The 18,412-nt window shown below is 51.4% G+C and carries 14 protein-coding genes and 1 pseudogene; 10 read left to right on the forward strand and 5 right to left on the reverse strand.

Features of this window, described 5'->3' with window-relative positions; genetic code table 11:
- Window positions 1–174 precede the first annotated feature (174 nt).
- The 7 genes from ubiG (at window position 175) to A0G03_RS08275 (ending at window position 8,399) form a co-directional block, all read left to right on the forward strand.
- Window positions 175–900, forward strand: coding sequence for a bifunctional 2-polyprenyl-6-hydroxyphenol methylase/3-demethylubiquinol 3-O-methyltransferase UbiG (gene ubiG, locus A0G03_RS08245; RefSeq protein WP_011092791.1), 726 nt, complete (start codon window positions 175–177; stop codon window positions 898–900).
- A 343-nt stretch (window positions 901–1,243) separates the two neighbouring features.
- Window positions 1,244–3,529: a class 1a ribonucleoside-diphosphate reductase subunit alpha gene (gene nrdA / locus A0G03_RS08250; RefSeq protein WP_048259183.1), complete on the forward strand. Its 2,286-nt coding sequence runs from the start codon at window positions 1,244–1,246 to the stop codon at window positions 3,527–3,529.
- A 110-nt stretch (window positions 3,530–3,639) separates the two neighbouring features.
- Window positions 3,640–4,770, forward strand: a complete 1,131-nt coding sequence (gene nrdB, locus A0G03_RS08255; RefSeq protein WP_048259182.1) for a class Ia ribonucleoside-diphosphate reductase subunit beta — start codon at window positions 3,640–3,642, stop codon at window positions 4,768–4,770.
- Between the two features lie 3 nt (window positions 4,771–4,773).
- Window positions 4,774–5,034 (forward strand): class I ribonucleotide reductase maintenance protein YfaE, encoded by a 261-nt coding sequence (yfaE, locus tag A0G03_RS08260; RefSeq protein WP_010284079.1) that lies wholly within the window; start codon window positions 4,774–4,776, stop codon window positions 5,032–5,034.
- A 200-nt stretch (window positions 5,035–5,234) separates the two neighbouring features.
- Complete coding sequence (locus tag A0G03_RS08265; RefSeq protein WP_048259181.1) at window positions 5,235–6,845, forward strand: methyl-accepting chemotaxis protein; 1,611 nt, start codon at window positions 5,235–5,237, stop codon at window positions 6,843–6,845.
- Between the two features lie 184 nt (window positions 6,846–7,029).
- Window positions 7,030–7,944, forward strand: a complete 915-nt coding sequence (locus A0G03_RS08270) for an SPFH domain-containing protein (protein ID WP_048259180.1) — start codon at window positions 7,030–7,032, stop codon at window positions 7,942–7,944.
- Window positions 7,944–8,399: an NfeD family protein gene (locus A0G03_RS08275; protein ID WP_048259179.1), complete on the forward strand. Its 456-nt coding sequence runs from the start codon at window positions 7,944–7,946 to the stop codon at window positions 8,397–8,399. The genes A0G03_RS08270 and A0G03_RS08275 overlap by 1 nt, the downstream gene beginning before the upstream one ends.
- Window positions 8,400–8,475: 76 nt before the next feature.
- Here A0G03_RS08275 and cueR read toward each other — a convergent pair whose 3' ends face one another.
- Window positions 8,476–8,892 carry a Cu(I)-responsive transcriptional regulator gene (gene cueR / locus A0G03_RS08280; RefSeq protein ID WP_048259178.1) on the reverse strand — a complete coding sequence of 139 codons (417 nt, stop codon included), beginning with the start codon at window positions 8,890–8,892 and terminating at the stop codon, window positions 8,476–8,478.
- Between the two features lie 116 nt (window positions 8,893–9,008).
- Here cueR and copA point away from each other — a divergent pair, with 116 nt between their 5' ends.
- The 3 genes from copA to ybaK all read left to right on the forward strand — a co-directional run bounded on the left by copA (window position 9,009) and on the right by ybaK (window position 13,256).
- Window positions 9,009–11,732, forward strand: coding sequence for a copper-exporting P-type ATPase CopA (gene copA / locus A0G03_RS08285; RefSeq protein ID WP_048259177.1), 2,724 nt, complete (start codon window positions 9,009–9,011; stop codon window positions 11,730–11,732).
- 155 nt (window positions 11,733–11,887) lie between these two features.
- Window positions 11,888–12,706, forward strand: a complete 819-nt coding sequence (locus A0G03_RS08290) for a TraB/GumN family protein (RefSeq protein ID WP_048259176.1) — start codon at window positions 11,888–11,890, stop codon at window positions 12,704–12,706.
- Window positions 12,707–12,776: 70 nt separating this feature from the next.
- Complete coding sequence (ybaK, locus tag A0G03_RS08295; protein WP_048259175.1) at window positions 12,777–13,256, forward strand: Cys-tRNA(Pro)/Cys-tRNA(Cys) deacylase YbaK; 480 nt, start codon at window positions 12,777–12,779, stop codon at window positions 13,254–13,256.
- A gap of 379 nt (window positions 13,257–13,635) precedes the next feature.
- Here the strand turns inward: ybaK and A0G03_RS08300 are convergent, their stop codons facing one another.
- From A0G03_RS08300 to A0G03_RS08315, 4 genes and pseudogenes are all read right to left on the reverse strand, one after another.
- Window positions 13,636–15,018 (reverse strand): glycoside hydrolase family 28 protein, encoded by a 1,383-nt coding sequence (locus tag A0G03_RS08300; protein ID WP_048259174.1) that lies wholly within the window; start codon window positions 15,016–15,018, stop codon window positions 13,636–13,638.
- A gap of 279 nt (window positions 15,019–15,297) precedes the next feature.
- Complete coding sequence (gene yjiA / locus A0G03_RS08305) at window positions 15,298–16,284, reverse strand: GTPase (protein WP_048259173.1); 987 nt, start codon at window positions 16,282–16,284, stop codon at window positions 15,298–15,300.
- Between the two features lie 16 nt (window positions 16,285–16,300).
- Window positions 16,301–16,504, reverse strand: a complete 204-nt coding sequence (locus A0G03_RS08310; RefSeq protein ID WP_005976130.1) for a YbdD/YjiX family protein — start codon at window positions 16,502–16,504, stop codon at window positions 16,301–16,303.
- Between the two features lie 145 nt (window positions 16,505–16,649).
- A pseudogene (locus A0G03_RS08315) lies at window positions 16,650–18,412 on the reverse strand (carbon starvation CstA family protein); the annotation flags it as partial.

Below are 18,412 nucleotides of genomic sequence, written 5' to 3' on the forward strand. Positions count from 1 at the left end.
AAAGGTGAAAAATTATATCACAAACCGCCGTTTCGGGGGAAACTCCCTTCCGCCCTGAGCAGACTGTTTTCCCAATGCGTGTTTATCCTGCAGAGAAAAGCGACACCGCTGCACGTTACGACATGAAGGGGTATACTCGCGGCAGTAGAAGATGATGAAAGGCTGCGATGAAACATGAATGTAGAAAATCAAACTCCGAACGTTGACCATCAGGAAATTGCCAAATTTGAGGCTATCGCCTCACGCTGGTGGGATTTAGAAGGCGAATTCAAACCACTGCACCGCATTAACCCACTGCGTCTGGGCTATATTTCGCAGCGCGCGGAAGGCTTGTTCGGCAAGAAAGTGTTGGATGTCGGCTGCGGCGGCGGCATTTTGGCCGAGAGCATGGCACGTGAAGGCGCGGACGTCACCGGGCTGGATATGGGCGCAGAGCCGCTGCAGGTCGCGCGCTTGCATGCGCTGGAAAGCGGCGTCACGGTCGATTACGTGCAAGAGACGGTAGAAGCACATGCAGACGCCCACTCAGGCCTTTACGATGTGGTCACCTGCATGGAGATGCTGGAGCACGTTCCCGATCCGCAATCCGTGGTGCAAGCCTGCGCTAAGTTGGTCAAGCCAGGTGGGCACGTGTTTTTCTCCACGATCAACCGCAATGCGAAAGCGTGGATGATGGCCGTTATCGGTGCTGAGTATATTTTAAAAATGGTGCCACGCGGCACGCACGATATTAAGAAATTCATTCGCCCGGCAGAGCTGATGCGCTGGGTTGATGATACGCCACTGCGCGAAAGGCATATCACCGGGCTGCACTACAACCTGCTAACGGACCGCTTTAAACTTGGTCCAAATGTAGACGTGAACTACATGCTGCATACCAGCCACGACAAACAGTGCTAATCCAGAATAGTCTTAAATGCTGCACGGCTTTTTGCCGTGCGCCTTTCCGCTTCTGCTGTTAAAGCCATCAAATCGTCAAATTTTCTTTTTTTTTGCCAGAATATTGACATCGCCACAGGCCTTATCAGGCGAGGATTTTAACAAAATACGAGATTTAGGAACCGTAAATTAACCTAAAATCAACTCTTGTTCTTAAAAGAATCCCCACTACAATACTCACCATGTAGTAGCTTTTTATCAAAAAACACCTATATCTAGTATTTATCCACAGAGTTAGTCACAGAGGTATTTCTGTGGGTAAACAGGGGATATTTTTTATTTTCATCAACAGGTAAACCCCAACATGAACCAGAGCCTCCTAGTTACAAAACGCGATGGCAGCAAAGAAAAAATCAATTTGGATAAAATCCACCGCGTCATTACTTGGGCCGCAGAAGGTTTACACAATGTCTCCGTTTCTCAGGTGGAACTGCGTTCCCACATTCAGTTTTATGACAGCATCAAAACCTCTGATATTCATGAAACCATCATCAAGGCCGCAGCCGATCTGATCTCCCGCGAAAGCCCAGATTACCAATATCTGGCTGCGCGTCTGGCCATCTTCCATCTGCGCAAAAAAGCCTACGGCCAGTTTGAGCCGCCAGCCCTGCTGACCCACGTCACCAACATGGTCGAACTGGGCAAATACGACAAACACCTGCTGGAAGACTATAGCGCCGAAGAATTTGCCCAGATGGACGCTTTCATCGATCACTGGCGCGACATGAATTTCTCCTATGCTGCGGTTAAACAGCTGGAAGGGAAATATCTGGTACAAAACCGCGTCACCGGTGATATCTACGAAAGCGCCCAGTTCCTGTACATTCTGGTCGCCGCCTGCTTGTTCTCCGGCTACCCGCGTGAAACCCGTCTGGATTACGTTAAACGTTTCTATGACGCGATTTCCACGTTCAAAATTTCTCTGCCGACGCCAATCATGGCGGGCGTGCGTACCCCAACTCGTCAGTTCAGCTCCTGCGTGTTGATCGAATGCGGCGACAGTCTGGACTCCATCAACGCGACGTCCAGCGCTATCGTGAAATATGTTTCCCAGCGTGCGGGTATTGGCATCAACGCAGGCCATATCCGTGCACTCGGCAGCCCAATTCGCGGCGGTGAAGCGTTCCATACCGGCTGTATCCCTTTCTATAAACATTTCCAGACAGCGGTGAAATCCTGCTCTCAGGGCGGCGTACGCGGCGGGGCTGCCACACTGTTCTATCCACTGTGGCATCTGGAAGTAGAAAGCCTGCTGGTATTGAAAAACAACCGTGGCGTAGAAGGCAACCGCGTTCGTCACCTCGATTACGGCGTGCAGTTAAACAAACTGATGTATCAGCGCTTGGTAAAAGGTGAAGAGATCACGCTGTTCAGCCCATCTGACGTACCGGGGTTATACGACGCTTTCTTCGCCGATCAGGATGAATTCGAACGCCTGTATGTGCAATATGAAAAGGATGACAGCATCCGCAAGCAGCGTATCAAAGCGGTTGAACTGTTCTCCCTGATGATGCAGGAACGTGCTTCCACGGGCCGTATCTATATTCAGAACGTTGACCACTGCAACACGCACAGCCCGTTTGATCCGCTGATTGCGCCAGTTCGTCAGTCTAACCTGTGCCTGGAAATCGCGTTGCCGACCAAGCCGTTGAACGACGTGAATGATGAGAGCGGTGAAATCGCACTGTGTACGCTGTCAGCGTTTAACCTCGGCGCGATTAATAGTCTGGATGATTTGGAAGATTTAGCGACGCTCGCAGTACGCGCGCTGGATGCCCTGCTGGACTATCAGGATTATCCGATTAAGGCAGCAGAGCGCGGTGCGATGGGCCGACGCACATTGGGAATTGGCGTCATCAACTTCGCCTACTATCTGGCGAAAAACGGCGTGCGTTACTCCGACGGCAGCGCCAACGGCCTGACGCACAAAACGTTTGAAGCGATTCAATACTATCTGCTGAAGGCGTCGAATGTGCTGGCGCGTGAGCAAGGTGCCTGCGCGTGGTTTAATGAAACCACCTATTCACAGGGTATTCTGCCTATCGATACCTATAAGCGCGATCTGGATGCGATCTGTAATGAACCGCTGCATCTCGACTGGGAAGCGCTGCGTAGCGATATCAAAGAATACGGCCTGCGTAACTCCACGCTGTCTGCGCTAATGCCGTCTGAAACCTCGTCTCAGATCTCTAACGCCACCAACGGCATTGAGCCACCGCGCGGCCACATCAGCGTCAAAGCGTCCAAAGACGGCATTCTGCGTCAAGTCGTGCCAGAATACGAAACGCTGAAAGATGCTTACGAACTGCTGTGGGAAATGCCAAATAACGATGGATACCTGCAACTGGTTGGTGTGATGCAGAAATTTGTCGATCAGGCGATCTCCTCCAACACTAACTACGATCCATCACGCTTCCCGTCAGGTCGAGTACCGATGAAACAGTTGCTGAAAGATCTGGTCACAGCCTACAAATTTGGCGTTAAGACACTGTATTATCAAAACACCCGTGACGGCGCTGAAGACGTGCAAGACGACCTGCTGGCAGAACCGCAGGACGATGGCTGCGAAGGCGGCGCGTGTAAGATTTAAGCCAATAATGAAAGGCTGCATTGCAGCCTTTCATCCTTTTAGCGCGGGCGTCCAACCCGTAGCCGCAACTGGCGTTAAAAAATGCTTCCAGCATTTTTTTGGAGAGATTCATGGCCTATACCACTTTTTCACAGAACAAAAATAACCAACTGCTCGAACCGATGTTCTTCGGCCAGTCTGTCAACGTTGCGCGTTTCGACCAGCAAAAATATGAAATTTTCGAAAAGCTGATCGAAAAACAGCTGTCCTTCTTCTGGCGCCCGGAAGAAGTTGACGTGTCCCGCGATCGCATCGACTATCAGGCGCTGCCCGATCATGAAAAGCACATCTTCATCAGCAACCTGAAATACCAAACGCTGCTGGATTCGATTCAGGGACGTAGCCCGAACGTAGCGCTGCTGCCGCTGATTTCTATCCCTGAGCTGGAAACCTGGGTGGAAACCTGGGCATTCTCGGAAACTATTCACTCACGTTCCTACACGCACATCATCCGTAATATCGTGAACGATCCCTCGCTGGTGTTTGACGATATCGTCACTAACGAAGAGATCCTGAAGCGCGCCAAGGATATTTCCGGCTACTACGACTCGCTGATTGAGATGACCAGCTACTATCATCTGCTGGGTGAGGGAGTCCATCAGGTTAACGGCAAAACCGTGACCGTGGACCTGTATGCGCTGAAAAAGCAGCTGTATATCTGCCTGATGAGCGTGAACGCGCTGGAAGCGATTCGCTTCTACGTCAGCTTTGCCTGCTCGTTTGCTTTTGCGGAACGCGAACTGATGGAAGGCAACGCTAAAATCATCAAGCTGATCGCCCGCGATGAAGCGCTGCACCTGACTGGCACGCAGCATATGCTGAACCTGATGCGTTCCGGCCATGACGATCCTGACATGGCGCTGATTGCCGAAGAGTGCCAGCAAGAGTGCTATGACCTGTTCGTACTCGCCGCTCAGCAAGAAAAAGAGTGGGCTGAATACCTGTTCCGCGACGGCTCAATGATTGGCCTGAACAAAGATATTCTGTGCCAGTACGTGGAATACATCACCAACATCCGCATGCAGGCCGTGGGTCTGCCACTGCCGTTCCAGACGCGCACCAATCCTATTCCATGGATCAACGCCTGGCTGGTATCTGATAACGTGCAGGTCGCACCTCAAGAAGTCGAAGTCAGCTCTTATCTGGTCGGTCAGATCGATTCAGAAGTCAGCGATGACGATCTGAGCGATTTCCAACTGTAATCGATGAGCAATCCAACTATTACACTGCGCACATCCGGTGCGCAGTTTTCCTGTTCAGACGATGGCCCTTCCCTGCTGGATGTGCTGGAATCCAACCGCGTCAGCATTGAATATCAGTGCCGCTCTGGCTATTGCGGTTCCTGTCGACTGCGTCTGGTAAAAGGCCGCGTAGCGTATCGGCAAACACCGCTGGCCTGCATCCAACAAGATGAAATCCTACCCTGTTGCTGTATGCCGCAAGGCGACATCGAACTCGATATCTAGCCCCATCTCTTTCATATTTTTTGTCCTTGCTATTGAAGATTATTTAATTGAATAAGCTCGCTTATTTGGTTATTTTCTCTCTACTCAGAACAAATAAATAACATCAACACACCATGCCATAATAATAACCATCACGTCACAACCAGATATACATTTGCTTTACCTTTCTGATTATACATAGCAAAAAAAGGATATATCACATGAGAATAAGTACAAAATTAAAAACCGGATTCGGTGCAGGGATGGTAATACTTGCTATTATTGGCTTTATTTCAACGATTAATTTATCTAGCCTTAATAATCAAGTAGAGAAAATTGTTCAAACGTTATACCCCACCACGGCTTATGCCAATACCTTAATTAGTGAAATAAATAACGTATTCGTCGAACAGTCCGCTTTTTTTATCCATGAAAAGCAGGAGAACACCGACGCTACAATTGAAGCGATTAAAAAACATCGCAGTAATATGCTCAACACTCTGGATCAACTACAGAAACTGGTCATCGACGATCCCAGGCTTCAAGAGAAATTGGGCGAACTGGAAAAAGCGCATCAGGCCTTTGCCCAGTCGAGCGACAACTTACTTCATGAAGCAAAAATAGGAAATAAAGACGGGCTGCGTGAACAAGCGCTGCATGTAACCTGGCCACTCGGCACCACGCTAAAATCACTCGCTGAACAGTTTATTGATGAATCAAATAATAGAATGATTCAATCGGAAAAAACGGTGCACGATGAATATCAAACAGCCAGATTATTTCTTCTATTTATTATTATAGCGGGTATTATCTTTAGCTTTATTATTTCTCGCATCGTCATTCGCAGCATTATTCCGCCATTAACACAGGCACTGCATTTAGCCCAGCAGGTCGCAAAAGGTAATCTGACGCATTCTCTTCAAGGCTCGACAAAAGATGAAGCGGGCATCTTACTTAATGAATTAAACAATATGACAACCAGCCTGCGAGATATTGTCAGTCAGGTTCGTGATGGTGCCAGTGCGATTTCCACCGCAACATCGCAGTTGAGCGCTGGAAATAGCGATCTGTCAGCGCGAACCGAACATCAGGCCAGCTCGCTGGAAGAAACCGTTGCATCAGTGGAACAATTAACGTCCACACTGCAAAATACCGCCGCAAATACCCACCGTGCTGACACCCTTGCTTCCGCAGCATCGAAGGATATGCAAGACAGCACAACAACGATGAAGCAGGTGACAGAGAAAATGCGCGATATCCGTGATTCATCGCGGCGTATGGTGGAAATTATCGGTACCATTGACGGCATCGCCTTTCAAACCAATATTCTGGCGCTGAATGCGGCCGTTGAAGCCGCCAGAGCGGGTGAACAAGGGCGTGGGTTCGCCGTCGTCGCGGGTGAAGTACGTAATCTGGCACAACGTAGCGCATTAGCCGCCAAAGAGATTAAAGCACTGATTGATAACTCGGTAGAAAAAATCTACGAAGGCATGGAGATGGTTGAAACCGCAGAATCATCCATTGGCGCACTGGTCGACAACGCGTCGACTGTCGGTCAGATTATGAATGAAATCGCACGTGCCAGCGGGGAGCAGAGCGAAGGAATCAATCAGATCAATCTTGCCATCGGGCAAATTGACAGGGCTACACAGCAAAATGTGTCGTTGGTTGAACAGTCCACCGCAGCGACACAATCGCTGCAAGATTTGGCGCAACAGCTATCGGCATCCGTATCCACCTTTGTTCTTACTGATTCTGTCAGTACGCCCCAGTTCATCAACGCGTCACAGCGACTATTGACGGGTTTACCAGCAGTGGCTTCTCGCGTCTGATAACAGACAAACCATTCGTTATTACCTCTTTCCCCTGTTAACCAGTCGGCCTGGATAATCCGGCCGACTGCCGTCAAAGATAGGTTTTAGCCGAGGATGGCGCTAGAATCGTCAACGCAATACATTTCCGTCTAATTTTCTCTGGGACACTCACAAAAACAGCCATAAGATAGAGGTTAATACTATGCTCACCGTCATTCCCGTTTTGATCTTTGTTGCACTTATCATCGTCTGGTCTGGCATCAAAGTCGTACCGCAGGGATACCAATGGACTGTAGAACGTTTTGGTCGCTATACCAAAACGCTGATGCCGGGGCTTAACCTAGTCGTGCCGTTTATGGATCGTATCGGCCGCAAGATTAATATGATGGAACAGGTGCTGGATATTCCCTCTCAGGAAATTATCTCACGCGATAATGCCAATGTAGCCATTGATGCCGTCTGCTTTATTCAGGTGATCGATCCCGCACGTGCTGCCTATGAAGTTAGCAATCTGGAACAGGCTATCGTAAACCTCACCATGACCAACTTCCGTACCGTACTGGGTTCGATGGAACTAGACGAAATGCTGTCTCAGCGCGATAGCATCAACACGCGCCTGCTGCATATCGTTGACGAAGCCACCAACCCATGGGGCATTAAAATCACACGTATTGAGATCCGTGACGTACGCCCGCCAGCGGAACTGATTGCTGCGATGAACGCGCAGATGAAAGCAGAACGTAACAAACGTGCCGATATTCTGGAAGCCGAAGGGATTCGTCAGGCAGCAATCCTGAAAGCCGAAGGGGAAAAGCAGTCACAGATTCTGAAAGCCGAAGGCTTGCGTCAGTCCGCGTTCCTGGAAGCGGAAGCGCGTGAACGTGCAGCGGAAGCAGAAGCGCAGGCAACCAAAATGGTATCTGAAGCTATCGCGGCAGGTAACATTCAGGCGATTAACTACTTTGTCGCACAGAAATATACCGATGCCTTACAGCAAATCGGTTCTTCTAATAACAGCAAAGTGATCATGATGCCGCTGGAAGCCAGCAACCTGATGGGCGCTATTGGCGGGATCACGGAACTGATTAAAGACAGTAAAAATAGCCGAGGTCAATAATGGGCATTGAACTGGTGATGGAAAATGCACACTGGTTCTGGCTGTCACTCGGCGGTCTGCTTTTGGCCGCCGAAATGCTGGGTGCCAGTGGCTATTTACTGTGGAGCGGCCTATCGGCGGTATTGGTTGGGCTGTTAACGTGGGTGATGCCGCTGGGTTGGCCATGGCAGGGAACGATTTTCGCCGTTCTGACCATCGTCACGGCGCTGCTTTGGTGGTACTGGCTGCGTAAACGGACGCTGTCCCGTCCTCAGTCGACGCTCAACCAGCGCGGACAACAGCTGGTTGGCCTGCGAGCTACCCTGTCAGAACCCATTACTAACGGTTTTGGTCGGGTAAACATCGGCGACAGCAGCTGGCGCGTAAAATCAGAGCAGGATCTGCCTGTCGGTACTCATGTTGAAGTGATTGCCATTGATGGCATCACGCTGCATGTGCGGCCAACCGAGCGCTAACATAACGCATTATTTGGGGGAGCCTGTCTCCCCTTTATGCCAGTTTACTTTTTTGATCATTTACTCTTTTGCCGGTTTATCTTTTTGACAATTTATCGTTTTGACAACAGCCTGCCAGATTATTGATTATCGGACATTCCGCGCCACCGTCCCCCGGACACTGTTCAGCCAGCGCCAGCAACTGTTCACGCATCGTTTTCAACTCTTCGATATGCATCTCGATTTCCTGCACTTTCTGCAAGGTCCGCGCTTTGACATCCGCACTTCGCCGCAGCGGATCGTTAAATAACGTAACCAGTTCCCGACATTCATCCAGATTAAAACCCACCTGACGTGCCTGACGCAGCAGCGTTAGCTCTTCGACGTGATGCTCATCGTAGCTGCGGTAACCATTTTCAGAACGCAGCGGCGTAGTCAGAAGTTCTTTCTCTTCATAGAAGCGAATGGTTTTACTGCTGAGGCCGGTTTTTTTCGCAACATCACTGATATTCATGATTTCCCCCTTGACCCTCCCCTTGCTAGAAGGTTTACCTTATTCAATAACTAGTAGAAATCAGATGGCCGGTCAACGTCTTTCACCTCCGGCTGTGATCACGGGAGAAAATTATTATGTCTCAAACTATCGTCTTGTCGTTGCAGGGACTGACCTGCGGGCACTGTGTCCAACGCGTTAAAAAAGCACTGGACGCGCTACCCGCTATCGAACAAACCGACGTCACTCAGCAGTACGCCAGAGTCAGCGGCGACATTGATACCCAAACGTTGATCGACACTATCGAGCTGGCAGGCTACGACGCACAGCTTGCCACCACGCCGGATGTATCTCTTCAGCTTTCAGGCCTGAGCTGCAACCACTGTGTCGCCGCTACGCGTAAAGTGCTGGAAGCCATTCCCGGCGTCGTGGCGACGGATGTCACTAAAGAACAAGCCGCCGTGTATGGCAACGTCGAAGCCACCATACTGATTAGCGCCATTGAAGAAGCTGGCTATCACGCCAGCGTGCTGGAGAATGTTCACCCAAAAACTGAGCCGCTGGCACAGGTAGCGACGACGCCGGAAACGCTGCCAGCGGCCGAGAGTATTCTTCCGGCAATAACTACCCAGGCCACCAATGTTGACGACAGCGTACAGCTCCTGCTTCAGGGGATGAGCTGTGCCAGCTGCGTGAACCGCGTACAGACGGCGCTGCAAAACGTCAGCGGTGTCACGCAGGCGCGGGTGAATCTGGCTGAGCGTAGCGCGTTAGTGAGCGGTCACGCCAAACCGGAAGCGCTGATTGCTGCCGTTGAGCAGGCGGGCTATGGCGCTGAAATTATTCAGGACGAAGAAGCACGCCGCGCGCGCCAGCAGCAAACGTCTCAGCAGGCCATTCGCCGTTTTCAATGGCAGGCCGCACTAGGTTTACTGCTGGGTGTACCGTTGATGCTGTGGGGTGTATTGGGCGGCAGCATGAGCCTGACACCGGAGAACCAAACTCCGTGGCTCGTCATCGGTATTCTGACGCTGGCGGTGATGGTATTAGCTGGCAATCATTTTTACCGTAACGGCTGGCGCAGCCTAAAAAACGGGGCGGCGACCATGGATACATTGGTCGCGCTGGGAACGGGCGCGGCATGGCTTTACTCGATTACCGTTAACCTGTGGCCGGATCTTTTCCCGATGGCGGCGCGTCATCTGTACTATGAAGCCAGCGCGATGATCATCGGTTTAATCAATCTCGGTCATGCTCTGGAACAACGTGCTCGCCAACGCTCTTCACGCGCTTTAGAACGGCTGCTGGATTTAACGCCTCCAACTGCTCGCGTCGTGACGCCGGAAGGTGAGAAATCTATTCCACTGTCTGAAGTCCAGTCCGGCATGACGCTACGCCTGACAACTGGCGACCGTATTCCAGTCGATGGCGAGATTTTGCAAGGCGAAGTATGGGTAGATGAAGCCATGTTGACTGGTGAGCCGATCCCACAATCCAAAACGTCCGGCGATACGGTTCACGCAGGCACATTGGTTTCGGATGGCAGCGTTCTCTTCCGTGCGGACGCGATCGGCAACCAAACCACCCTGTCGCGTATCATCCGACTGGTCAGGCAGGCGCAAAGCAGCAAACCCGCTATCGGGCAGCTCGCGGATCGGATTTCTGCCGTATTCGTTCCCGTTGTTGTTGCCATCGCGCTTCTCAGCGGCGCGATCTGGTTCTTCGTGGGGCCACAGCCGCAGATAGTCTATACGCTCATTATCGTCACAACCGTCCTGATCATTGCTTGCCCTTGTGCGCTTGGGCTGGCAACGCCGATGTCGATCATTTCCGGCGTCGGGCGAGCAGCAGAGTTTGGCGTACTGGTGCGGGATGCCGATGCGTTACAGCAGGCCAGCAAGTTGGATGTGCTGGTGTTTGACAAGACCGGTACGCTAACTGAGGGACAACCGCGCGTCGTGGCAATTCACACGTTCGGCGGCGTAACAGAGGAGCAGGCACTGGCATGGGCGGCCTCGCTGGAACAGGGGTCTAATCACCCGCTGGCGAAGGCAATTCTTGCACGAGCGGAAAATCTTACGCTAACGCAAGTCGAGCAGTTCCGCACGCTGCGCGGTCTCGGCGTCAGCGGTAAGATTGGCGACGCCAATCTGCTGCTGGGGAATCCGCCTCTGCTCAAACAGCATCAGGTCGATATCGCTGCAGGTGAAACGCTGATCAACGAACAAGCTCAGCGCGGTATAACACCTGTGCTGCTTGCGGTGAATGGTCACATCATCGCGGTGTTCTCTATCCACGATCCGCTGCGAGCAGATAGCGTCAGCGCCTTGCAGCGCCTGCATCAGCAGGGCTATCAGCTCGTTATGCTCACGGGGGATAACCCGCTAACGGCGAAGAGTATCGCTAAAGAAGCGGGTATCGATCAGGTGATCGCAGGCGTACTGCCAGACGGCAAGGCGGAGGCCATCAAAAAGCTACAGGCTCAAGGCAAACGCGTAGCAATGATTGGTGATGGCATCAACGATGCCCCCGCACTGGCGCAGGCCGATGTCGGTATTGCGATGGGCGGCGGCAGCGACATTGCGATTGAAACCGCGGCTATCACACTGATGCGCCACAGCCTGCACGGCGTCGCCGATGCGCTGGCACTGTCCAATGCCACGCTGCGTAACATGAAGCAGAATCTGCTGGGCGCATTTATCTATAACTCGCTGGGTATTCCGATTGCTGCTGGCGTGCTCTATCCACTGACCGGAACGCTGCTTAGCCCGGTCGTCGCTGGTGCTGCCATGGCACTGTCCTCCATCACGGTGGTCAGTAACGCCAACCGCTTACTGCGTTTTAAACCTAAAAATCAGTAATGTTAGTGCGCCATCTTCATCGCGAATGATGGCGCCCCCTTTCTTACGCATAATCGTCTTACCACACCACTACAGTAGCTCGACCCGCGGTATACCTTGTATTGTTCTGCATCTAGCGTTTAGCATAGCTATTCCCACATCAGGAGGCGGAATCAATGGGGCAACTGCTGCGTAGAATCGCGACTTTTCTTGGTTTTATTTCACCGCTGGCTTATGCCTACCCGGCGATAGATGTTCAGCTTGCCAATGAACGACAGTTGCATCTGGTCGGCAGTATTCATATGGGTAGCCTGGATATGGCACCGCTGCCCGATGCACTGCTGCAACAGCTCAAGCAGGCGACTGCACTCATTGTAGAAGCCGATATCTCTGACTCTCATTCTCCCTTCGGACACAGTGATGCCGAGCTACCGCTCTTGCAGCGCCTCAGCCCGGAGAACTACCGCCAGCTACAAAAAATCTGTGAATCGCTCTCTTTCGATGAGAGTAATATCAATACGCTTCCAAGCTGGCAGGCCGCGCTGATGCTGCAAGCGAGACAGGCACAGCTGCTGGGCTTACGCCCCAATTACGGTATTGATTATCAGTTGATTAACGCTGCGAAATCTCATGGTATTCAGGTTATTGAACTGGAAGGACAGCAGACGCAGGTTGACCTATTACAACAGTTGCCTCAGGGCGGTCTGCTGTTGCTGGAAGACACCATTAAGCACTGGCACACCAACGCGCGTTTACTGCAAACGATGGTGGGCTGGTGGCTAGACAGCAAGCCCGGCACCTATAAACCGGATATCCCCGCAACGTTCAGCAATGAAATGACCGACCTGCTGATGGGTCAGCGTAACCGTCGTTGGCAACAACAGCTTCAGGCGCTGCCGCCCGGAAACTACGTGGTAGCCGTCGGTGCGCTGCATCTGTATGGCGATGAGAATTTACCTACGCTGCTCAACAACTGTCATTCAACCACTCCGTGAAAGAACACACTATGACGCATCAGCGCGTCCGCAAGATAAGACCCAAAAAGGGTTTAAGGATAGTGAAGTCATGACACCCGCAGTCAATTTACTCGAAAAGAACAAGATCGCCTTTACGCTACACAGCTACCACCACGACAGCGACGAAACCAACTTTGGTGAGGAAGCGGCTAGAAAGCTGGGGCTGAATAAAGAACAGGTTTATAAAACGCTGCTCGTTTCTCTGAATGGTGATGCAAAAAATCTTGCTGTGGCCATCACGCCAGTCGCTGGAATGTTGGATCTCAAGAAAGTCGCCCGTGCACTGTCCGCCAAAAAAGCCGATATGGCCGATCCGGTCATCGCTCAGCGCGTAACAGGTTATCTAGTGGGAGGGATCAGCCCGCTTGGGCAGAAGAAACTGCTGCCGACCGTGATTGATGAACCGGCACGCCAGTTCGGTACCATTTTCATTTCCGGCGGTAAACGTGGGTTGGATATCGAATTGTCGGCAGACGATCTGGCGCGGCTACTGCGCGCCACCTTTGCCGATATCGCCAAGCATGATTAATACCGCGATTAAACGAGCATAACCTGCCTGGCTATATTGTATCAAAGCGAAGCAGATAGCAGAGGACTCCACGGCCAGTGTGTCCCCTGCTACCGCTTCATATACTCGTCATACTTCAAGTTGCATGTACGTTGGCTGCACTACTCGACACACTAATGTGTGTCTCGCCCCGCTGGGGCCGCTGCAAGCAGCGTTCAAACCTGCCTCTGGCAGATTTGTCAGTCGCCCGAATCACTTACTTGAGTAAGCTCATCGGGACTCCTTCCCTTGCCGCGTTATTCGGCCTTATGGCCTCACCCCTTCGGGGTCAGCGCAAGCACTGTTCAAAAACGCCTTGCCGTTTTTGTCCTGAAACTCGAATTATTTAGGGTATAATCGATTACTGATCGACTTTCGCCCCTTTATCCAACTGCATCACCGGGCCTTCCTTCACATTGACCATCAGGCCTTTGGTTTGCAGTTCCGCATTCCTTACGCGAATACCTTTATCCGCATCAATCCGCACGTTATCAAAGTGGAAACCACTGAGTGGCGCTTCCGGCACGCCGATAATGTACGCAGCGGCCTTGGTCTTACCGGTGGACTCCAGATTTTCAATGGTGACATTGCTGAAATGCGGTGTCTTGTACTGATCAAATGGCTGCTCTGGATCGGTATCCGGTGGATAAATCTGCTCACCCATCGTGAAGCCGCCTTCGGCCAGCATTTTGTCTACCTCAGCCTGCACAATCGGCGCAGCTTTATAGTAAGCGGCAAAAACCAGCGGTATTTCGACATCTACCATTTTGGTATTACGGTAAGTGATGTTTTTCACTTCGCCGCCTTTACCACGCAGGGTTTTAATGCGGATACCGTACATGGAACCTTCAAACTGGTTGTTTTCAACCAGCACGTTATTCACACCACCAGAAGTTTCGCTGCCGATGGAAATACCGCGCCCCTGCTTCAGTATATTGTTAGCGATATAGATGTTATCCACGACGCCATTCGGGAAGCGACTATCCGGCTTCTCGGCTTTTATCGCGATATGGTCGTCATTACAGTCGATATAGTTGTTAGTAATGCGGATATTCTGGCTGTCGATCGGGTCGATAGCATCAGTGTTTGGTGCATGCCACGGTGACAGAATCCGAGTGCCGTTCACATCCACATCATGCGAGTAACGCATCACAACGTGGAAGCTCGGGGAATGCGTAAGCGTGACACCGTCCACCAGCACATTACTGGAGCTTTTGATATAAATCAGACGGGGGCGATCGGTCCCGCCTTTCTTACCGGTTGCGCGAATATTCTCACGCCAGCGCTCCCACCAGACGGCGCCTTGCCCATCAATCGTGCCCTGTCCCGTGATAGCCACGTTCTGCGCATCAGCAATACTGATAAAGGGAAGCCAGCCATTTTCCGCTTCAGTGTACTTGGTTTTTTCCGTTGCGCGATACGCCGCCACTTCGGTCGACGCAACAATAGTTGCATCTTTTGCCAAATCCAGTCGGATGTTACTTTTCAGGAACAACGGATCGACCAGATAGTTACCGCGAGGAACGTGTACCGTTCCGCCACCCGCCGCAGCACAATCATCAATCGCTTTCTGGAAAGCTTCGGTATTTAGTGCGATCTGTAGGCGGTGACCTTCGGCCCCGTATTGTGTGACGTCACAGATTTTATCTGGGAATTTCACTGAACTGGCGGCCTGTGCCGTACCAGCTTGAATACCCAGCGTGATGCAGGAAGCCATTAATGACAGAGCAAGACCACTACGCATACTTAACCCCACTAAATAATGAAATATCGTTTTAATAAAATACCACCAACATTCCATTAAAAAGCGAGAGACGATCACGTTTTAGATGTATTCGTAATAATTACAATAAGGTAGGGATTTTTTCGTGCAATTGCACGATTCCCATTCAGAGAATAGGCGTATGACGCGTACCGCCTCCGTTAGACGCGGCGCTATACAAGCAGAGCAGAAAGCACGAAAGAACGTAGACCAGAGAGATTGTGCTGACCTGGGCGGCCAGCACAGATAAGAAAAATAGCGTTATGCCGTCAGACGAGCAAAAGCGTCACGGATTTCCTGTTCAGGTAAATCCACACCAATAAAGACCATCACGCTCTTTCTTTCTTCATCAGAAAGCCATTCTCTGTCCCAGTCAGCGCTATACAAGCGTTGGACACCCTGAAACAGCAGGCGACGGTTATCACCGTTGATGGCCAAAATGCCTTTATAACGCAGCAGGTTATCGGAGAATTGTAGCAACAGGTTTTCCATCACATCGGAGACTGCCTGAAGCTCAACGGCATCATCGAGATACACAACAATCGACTGCACGTTATTCTGCGTAGGGGCGACAAAGCGAAATACCGGCGTTTTCACGTCCAGCTTGTCACTAAGAACAAAGCCATCGATGTTAAACAGCACGCTCAGATCGATATCACCGTGTACCACAGGATAGATCGGCGCACGCGCATTGATGCGTTGCAAACGCGGTAGCAGCGTCTCATCTTCGCTTGCCACATCAGTTTTGGTTAGCAATATGCGGTCGGCATAGCCAATCTGCGACTGCGCGATGGTGAACTGATCGAGCTGTTGTTGCGCATGCACCGCATCAACCAGCGTGATGATTCCGTCCAGAACAAAGCGTTCGCAGATAACTTCATGAGAGAAGAAGGTTTGCGCCACCGGCCCCGGATCGGCCATACCAGTGCATTCAATGATAACGTGATCGAAATCCAACGTGCCGTTATCCACACCATCAACCAGATCGAGCAGCGCATCGGCCAGTTCATTGGACTGCGTGCAGCAGATACAGCCGTTACTCAGCGTCGTAATCTGGCTGGCACGTTCACCGATTAACGTGTTATCAATCGGAACTTCACCAAATTCATTTTCAATCACGGCAATCTTGTAGCCGTGTTCGGCATTCAAAATATGCCGTAATAAGGTGGTTTTTCCTGCACCGAGAAACCCGGTCAGAATAGTGACGTACACGGGTTTAGTTACATCAGATGATAAAGGTTGAGTCATAACCGGTTCCAAGTCGTTAACAGCAGCGCATCCCGCCTTTGCCGTCTCCGCCGTAACGCGCCTGCTGGCGTTCGCGGAAAAATTCTTCGTACGTCATCGCAGGTTTATCCGGGTGATTGGTCTGCATATGCTGCACATAGGTATCATAATCTGGCATACCGACCAGCATACGCGCCGCCTGGCCCAAATATTTTCCTGCTTTTCCCAGATTGCCAAACATCATTACCTCCAGACCATCGCCTGCAATAGCGGCTAGATAAAAAATACCCTGTATAACGTTATACATTATACAGGGTATCTGTACCCGTCATCTTTCACGTTCAACCTTGCAAGCTGTCTCGCAAAATCTGACGGGCGCGTGTGGCTTAGTGACCGGAAGAAACTTTCACGCCACCTTCAGGAACCGGAACATACGGTGTTTCCTGATCGGTACGTTCAGCCACTTTACGTGCAGCCAATGCCGCTTTAATACCGTATGCGATAATGCTGTACACCACGATCAGGAACAGAATGCTCAGACCGGCGTTGGTGTAGTTGTTAGTCACGATATGGTTCATGTTCGAAATCTGCTGCGCGCTCAGATCGGCACCGCCTTCTGCAATTTTACCCTTGAACATGTTCGCCATGTAGAAGAAGCCTTCCAGCTGTGGGTTGTCGCTGAACAGTTTCAGACCCAGCGCCCAAGTGGTACAGATCAGCAGCCAAACCGCAGGAACCAGCGTTACCCAAATGTACTGCGTACGTTTCATCTTAATCAGGATAACAGTACCCAGTACCAGCGCCACCGCAGCCAGCATCTGGTTAGAGATACCGAACAACGGCCACAAGCTCTTCACGCCGCCCAGTGGATCAACCACGCCTTGATACAGCAGGTAGCCCCACAGACCGACGCAGCCCGCCGTACCGATCATACCGGCAATCAGAGAGTCAGTTTTCTTCAGGAAAGGAACGAAGTTACCCAACAGATCCTGCAACATGAAGCGACCGGCACGTGTACCCGCATCCAGTGCTGTCAGAATGAACAGCGCTTCAAACAGAATACCGAAGTGATACCAGAAGCCCATGTTGGCACCAGGAATGATCTGGTGGAACACGTGTGCGATACCGACAGCCAGCGTTGGTGCACCGCCTGCGCGGTTCAGAACAGAAGGTTCACCGATGTCTTTCGCCGTTTGCATAATCTGCTCAGGAGAAATCACGAAGCCCCAGGAGCTAACGGTCGCCGCCGCGTGTGCGGATACGTCCTGCAACTGTGCCAGAATCATCGGCGCATCCGCCGTGCCCAGTCGATGCAGGTCCGGCATAGTAATACCCAATGCTGCTGGCGGGGTATTCATCGCGAAGTAGAGACCCGGTTCGATGATAGACGCCGCAACCAAAGCCATGATCGCCACGAAAGATTCCATCAACATCGCACCGTAACCGATGAAACGTGCATCTTTTTCGTTAGCCATCAATTTCGGCGTAGTGCCGGAAGCAATCAGCGCGTGGAAGCCAGATACAGCACCACAGGCGATAGTAATAAACAGGAACGGGAACAGCGTACCTTTCCAGACCGGACCGGTGCCATCCACAAACTGCGTTATCGCTGGCATTTTCAGATCGGGATTCAGGATCACGATACCAATCGCCAGACCGACGATGACACCGATTTTCAGGAAGGTCGCCAGATAGTCACGCGGAGCCAGAATCAACCATACTGGCAGCAATGCGGATACGAAAGCATAGCCAATCAGCGTATAGGTGATTGTCGTATCTTTGAAGGTCAGCGCTGGGCCCCAGTACGGGTCGTGTGCAACGACACCACCAAACCAGATTGCCAGAACCAGCAGCACGATCCCCATCACCGAGATTTCACCGACTTTACCCGGACGGATAAAGCGCATGTAGACGCCCATAAACAGCGCGATCGGTACCGTAGAACAAACGGTAAAGACGCCCCACGGGCTTTCTGCCAGCGCTTTCACCACAATCAGCGCCAGTACGGCAAGAATGATGATCATGATAAGGAAGCAGCCGAACAGCGCAATCGTACCCGGTACAGGACCGAGTTCTTTCTTAACGATTTCGCCTAACGACGCACCATTACGGCGGGTCGAAATAAAAACAACACCATGAAATCCTGCCC

The sequence above is a fragment of the Pectobacterium peruviense genome (assembly GCF_002847345.1).
In the GTDB taxonomy this organism is placed as follows: domain Bacteria; phylum Pseudomonadota; class Gammaproteobacteria; order Enterobacterales; family Enterobacteriaceae; genus Pectobacterium; species Pectobacterium peruviense.

Excerpts from the sequence above, each read along its gene's own strand:
- yjiA (WP_048259173.1), bottom strand. The coding sequence starts at position 16,284 with ATGACTCAACCTTTATCATCTGATGTAACTAAACCCGTGTACGTCACT.
- A0G03_RS08270 (WP_048259180.1), top strand. The coding sequence starts at position 7,030 with ATGCTCACCGTCATTCCCGTTTTGATCTTTGTTGCACTTATCATCGTC.
- ubiG (WP_011092791.1), top strand. The coding sequence starts at position 175 with ATGAATGTAGAAAATCAAACTCCGAACGTTGACCATCAGGAAATTGCC.
- A0G03_RS08275 (WP_048259179.1), top strand. The coding sequence starts at position 7,944 with ATGGGCATTGAACTGGTGATGGAAAATGCACACTGGTTCTGGCTGTCA.
- copA (WP_048259177.1), top strand. The coding sequence starts at position 9,009 with ATGTCTCAAACTATCGTCTTGTCGTTGCAGGGACTGACCTGCGGGCAC.
- nrdA (WP_048259183.1), top strand. The coding sequence starts at position 1,244 with ATGAACCAGAGCCTCCTAGTTACAAAACGCGATGGCAGCAAAGAAAAA.
- yfaE (WP_010284079.1), top strand. The coding sequence starts at position 4,774 with ATGAGCAATCCAACTATTACACTGCGCACATCCGGTGCGCAGTTTTCC.
- A0G03_RS08310 (WP_005976130.1), bottom strand. The coding sequence starts at position 16,504 with ATGTTTGGCAATCTGGGAAAAGCAGGAAAATATTTGGGCCAGGCGGCG.
- A0G03_RS08265 (WP_048259181.1), top strand. The coding sequence starts at position 5,235 with ATGAGAATAAGTACAAAATTAAAAACCGGATTCGGTGCAGGGATGGTA.
- cueR (WP_048259178.1), bottom strand. The coding sequence starts at position 8,892 with ATGAATATCAGTGATGTTGCGAAAAAAACCGGCCTCAGCAGTAAAACC.
- nrdB (WP_048259182.1), top strand. The coding sequence starts at position 3,640 with ATGGCCTATACCACTTTTTCACAGAACAAAAATAACCAACTGCTCGAA.
- ybaK (WP_048259175.1), top strand. The coding sequence starts at position 12,777 with ATGACACCCGCAGTCAATTTACTCGAAAAGAACAAGATCGCCTTTACG.
- A0G03_RS08290 (WP_048259176.1), top strand. The coding sequence starts at position 11,888 with ATGGGGCAACTGCTGCGTAGAATCGCGACTTTTCTTGGTTTTATTTCA.
- A0G03_RS08300 (WP_048259174.1), bottom strand. The coding sequence starts at position 15,018 with ATGCGTAGTGGTCTTGCTCTGTCATTAATGGCTTCCTGCATCACGCTG.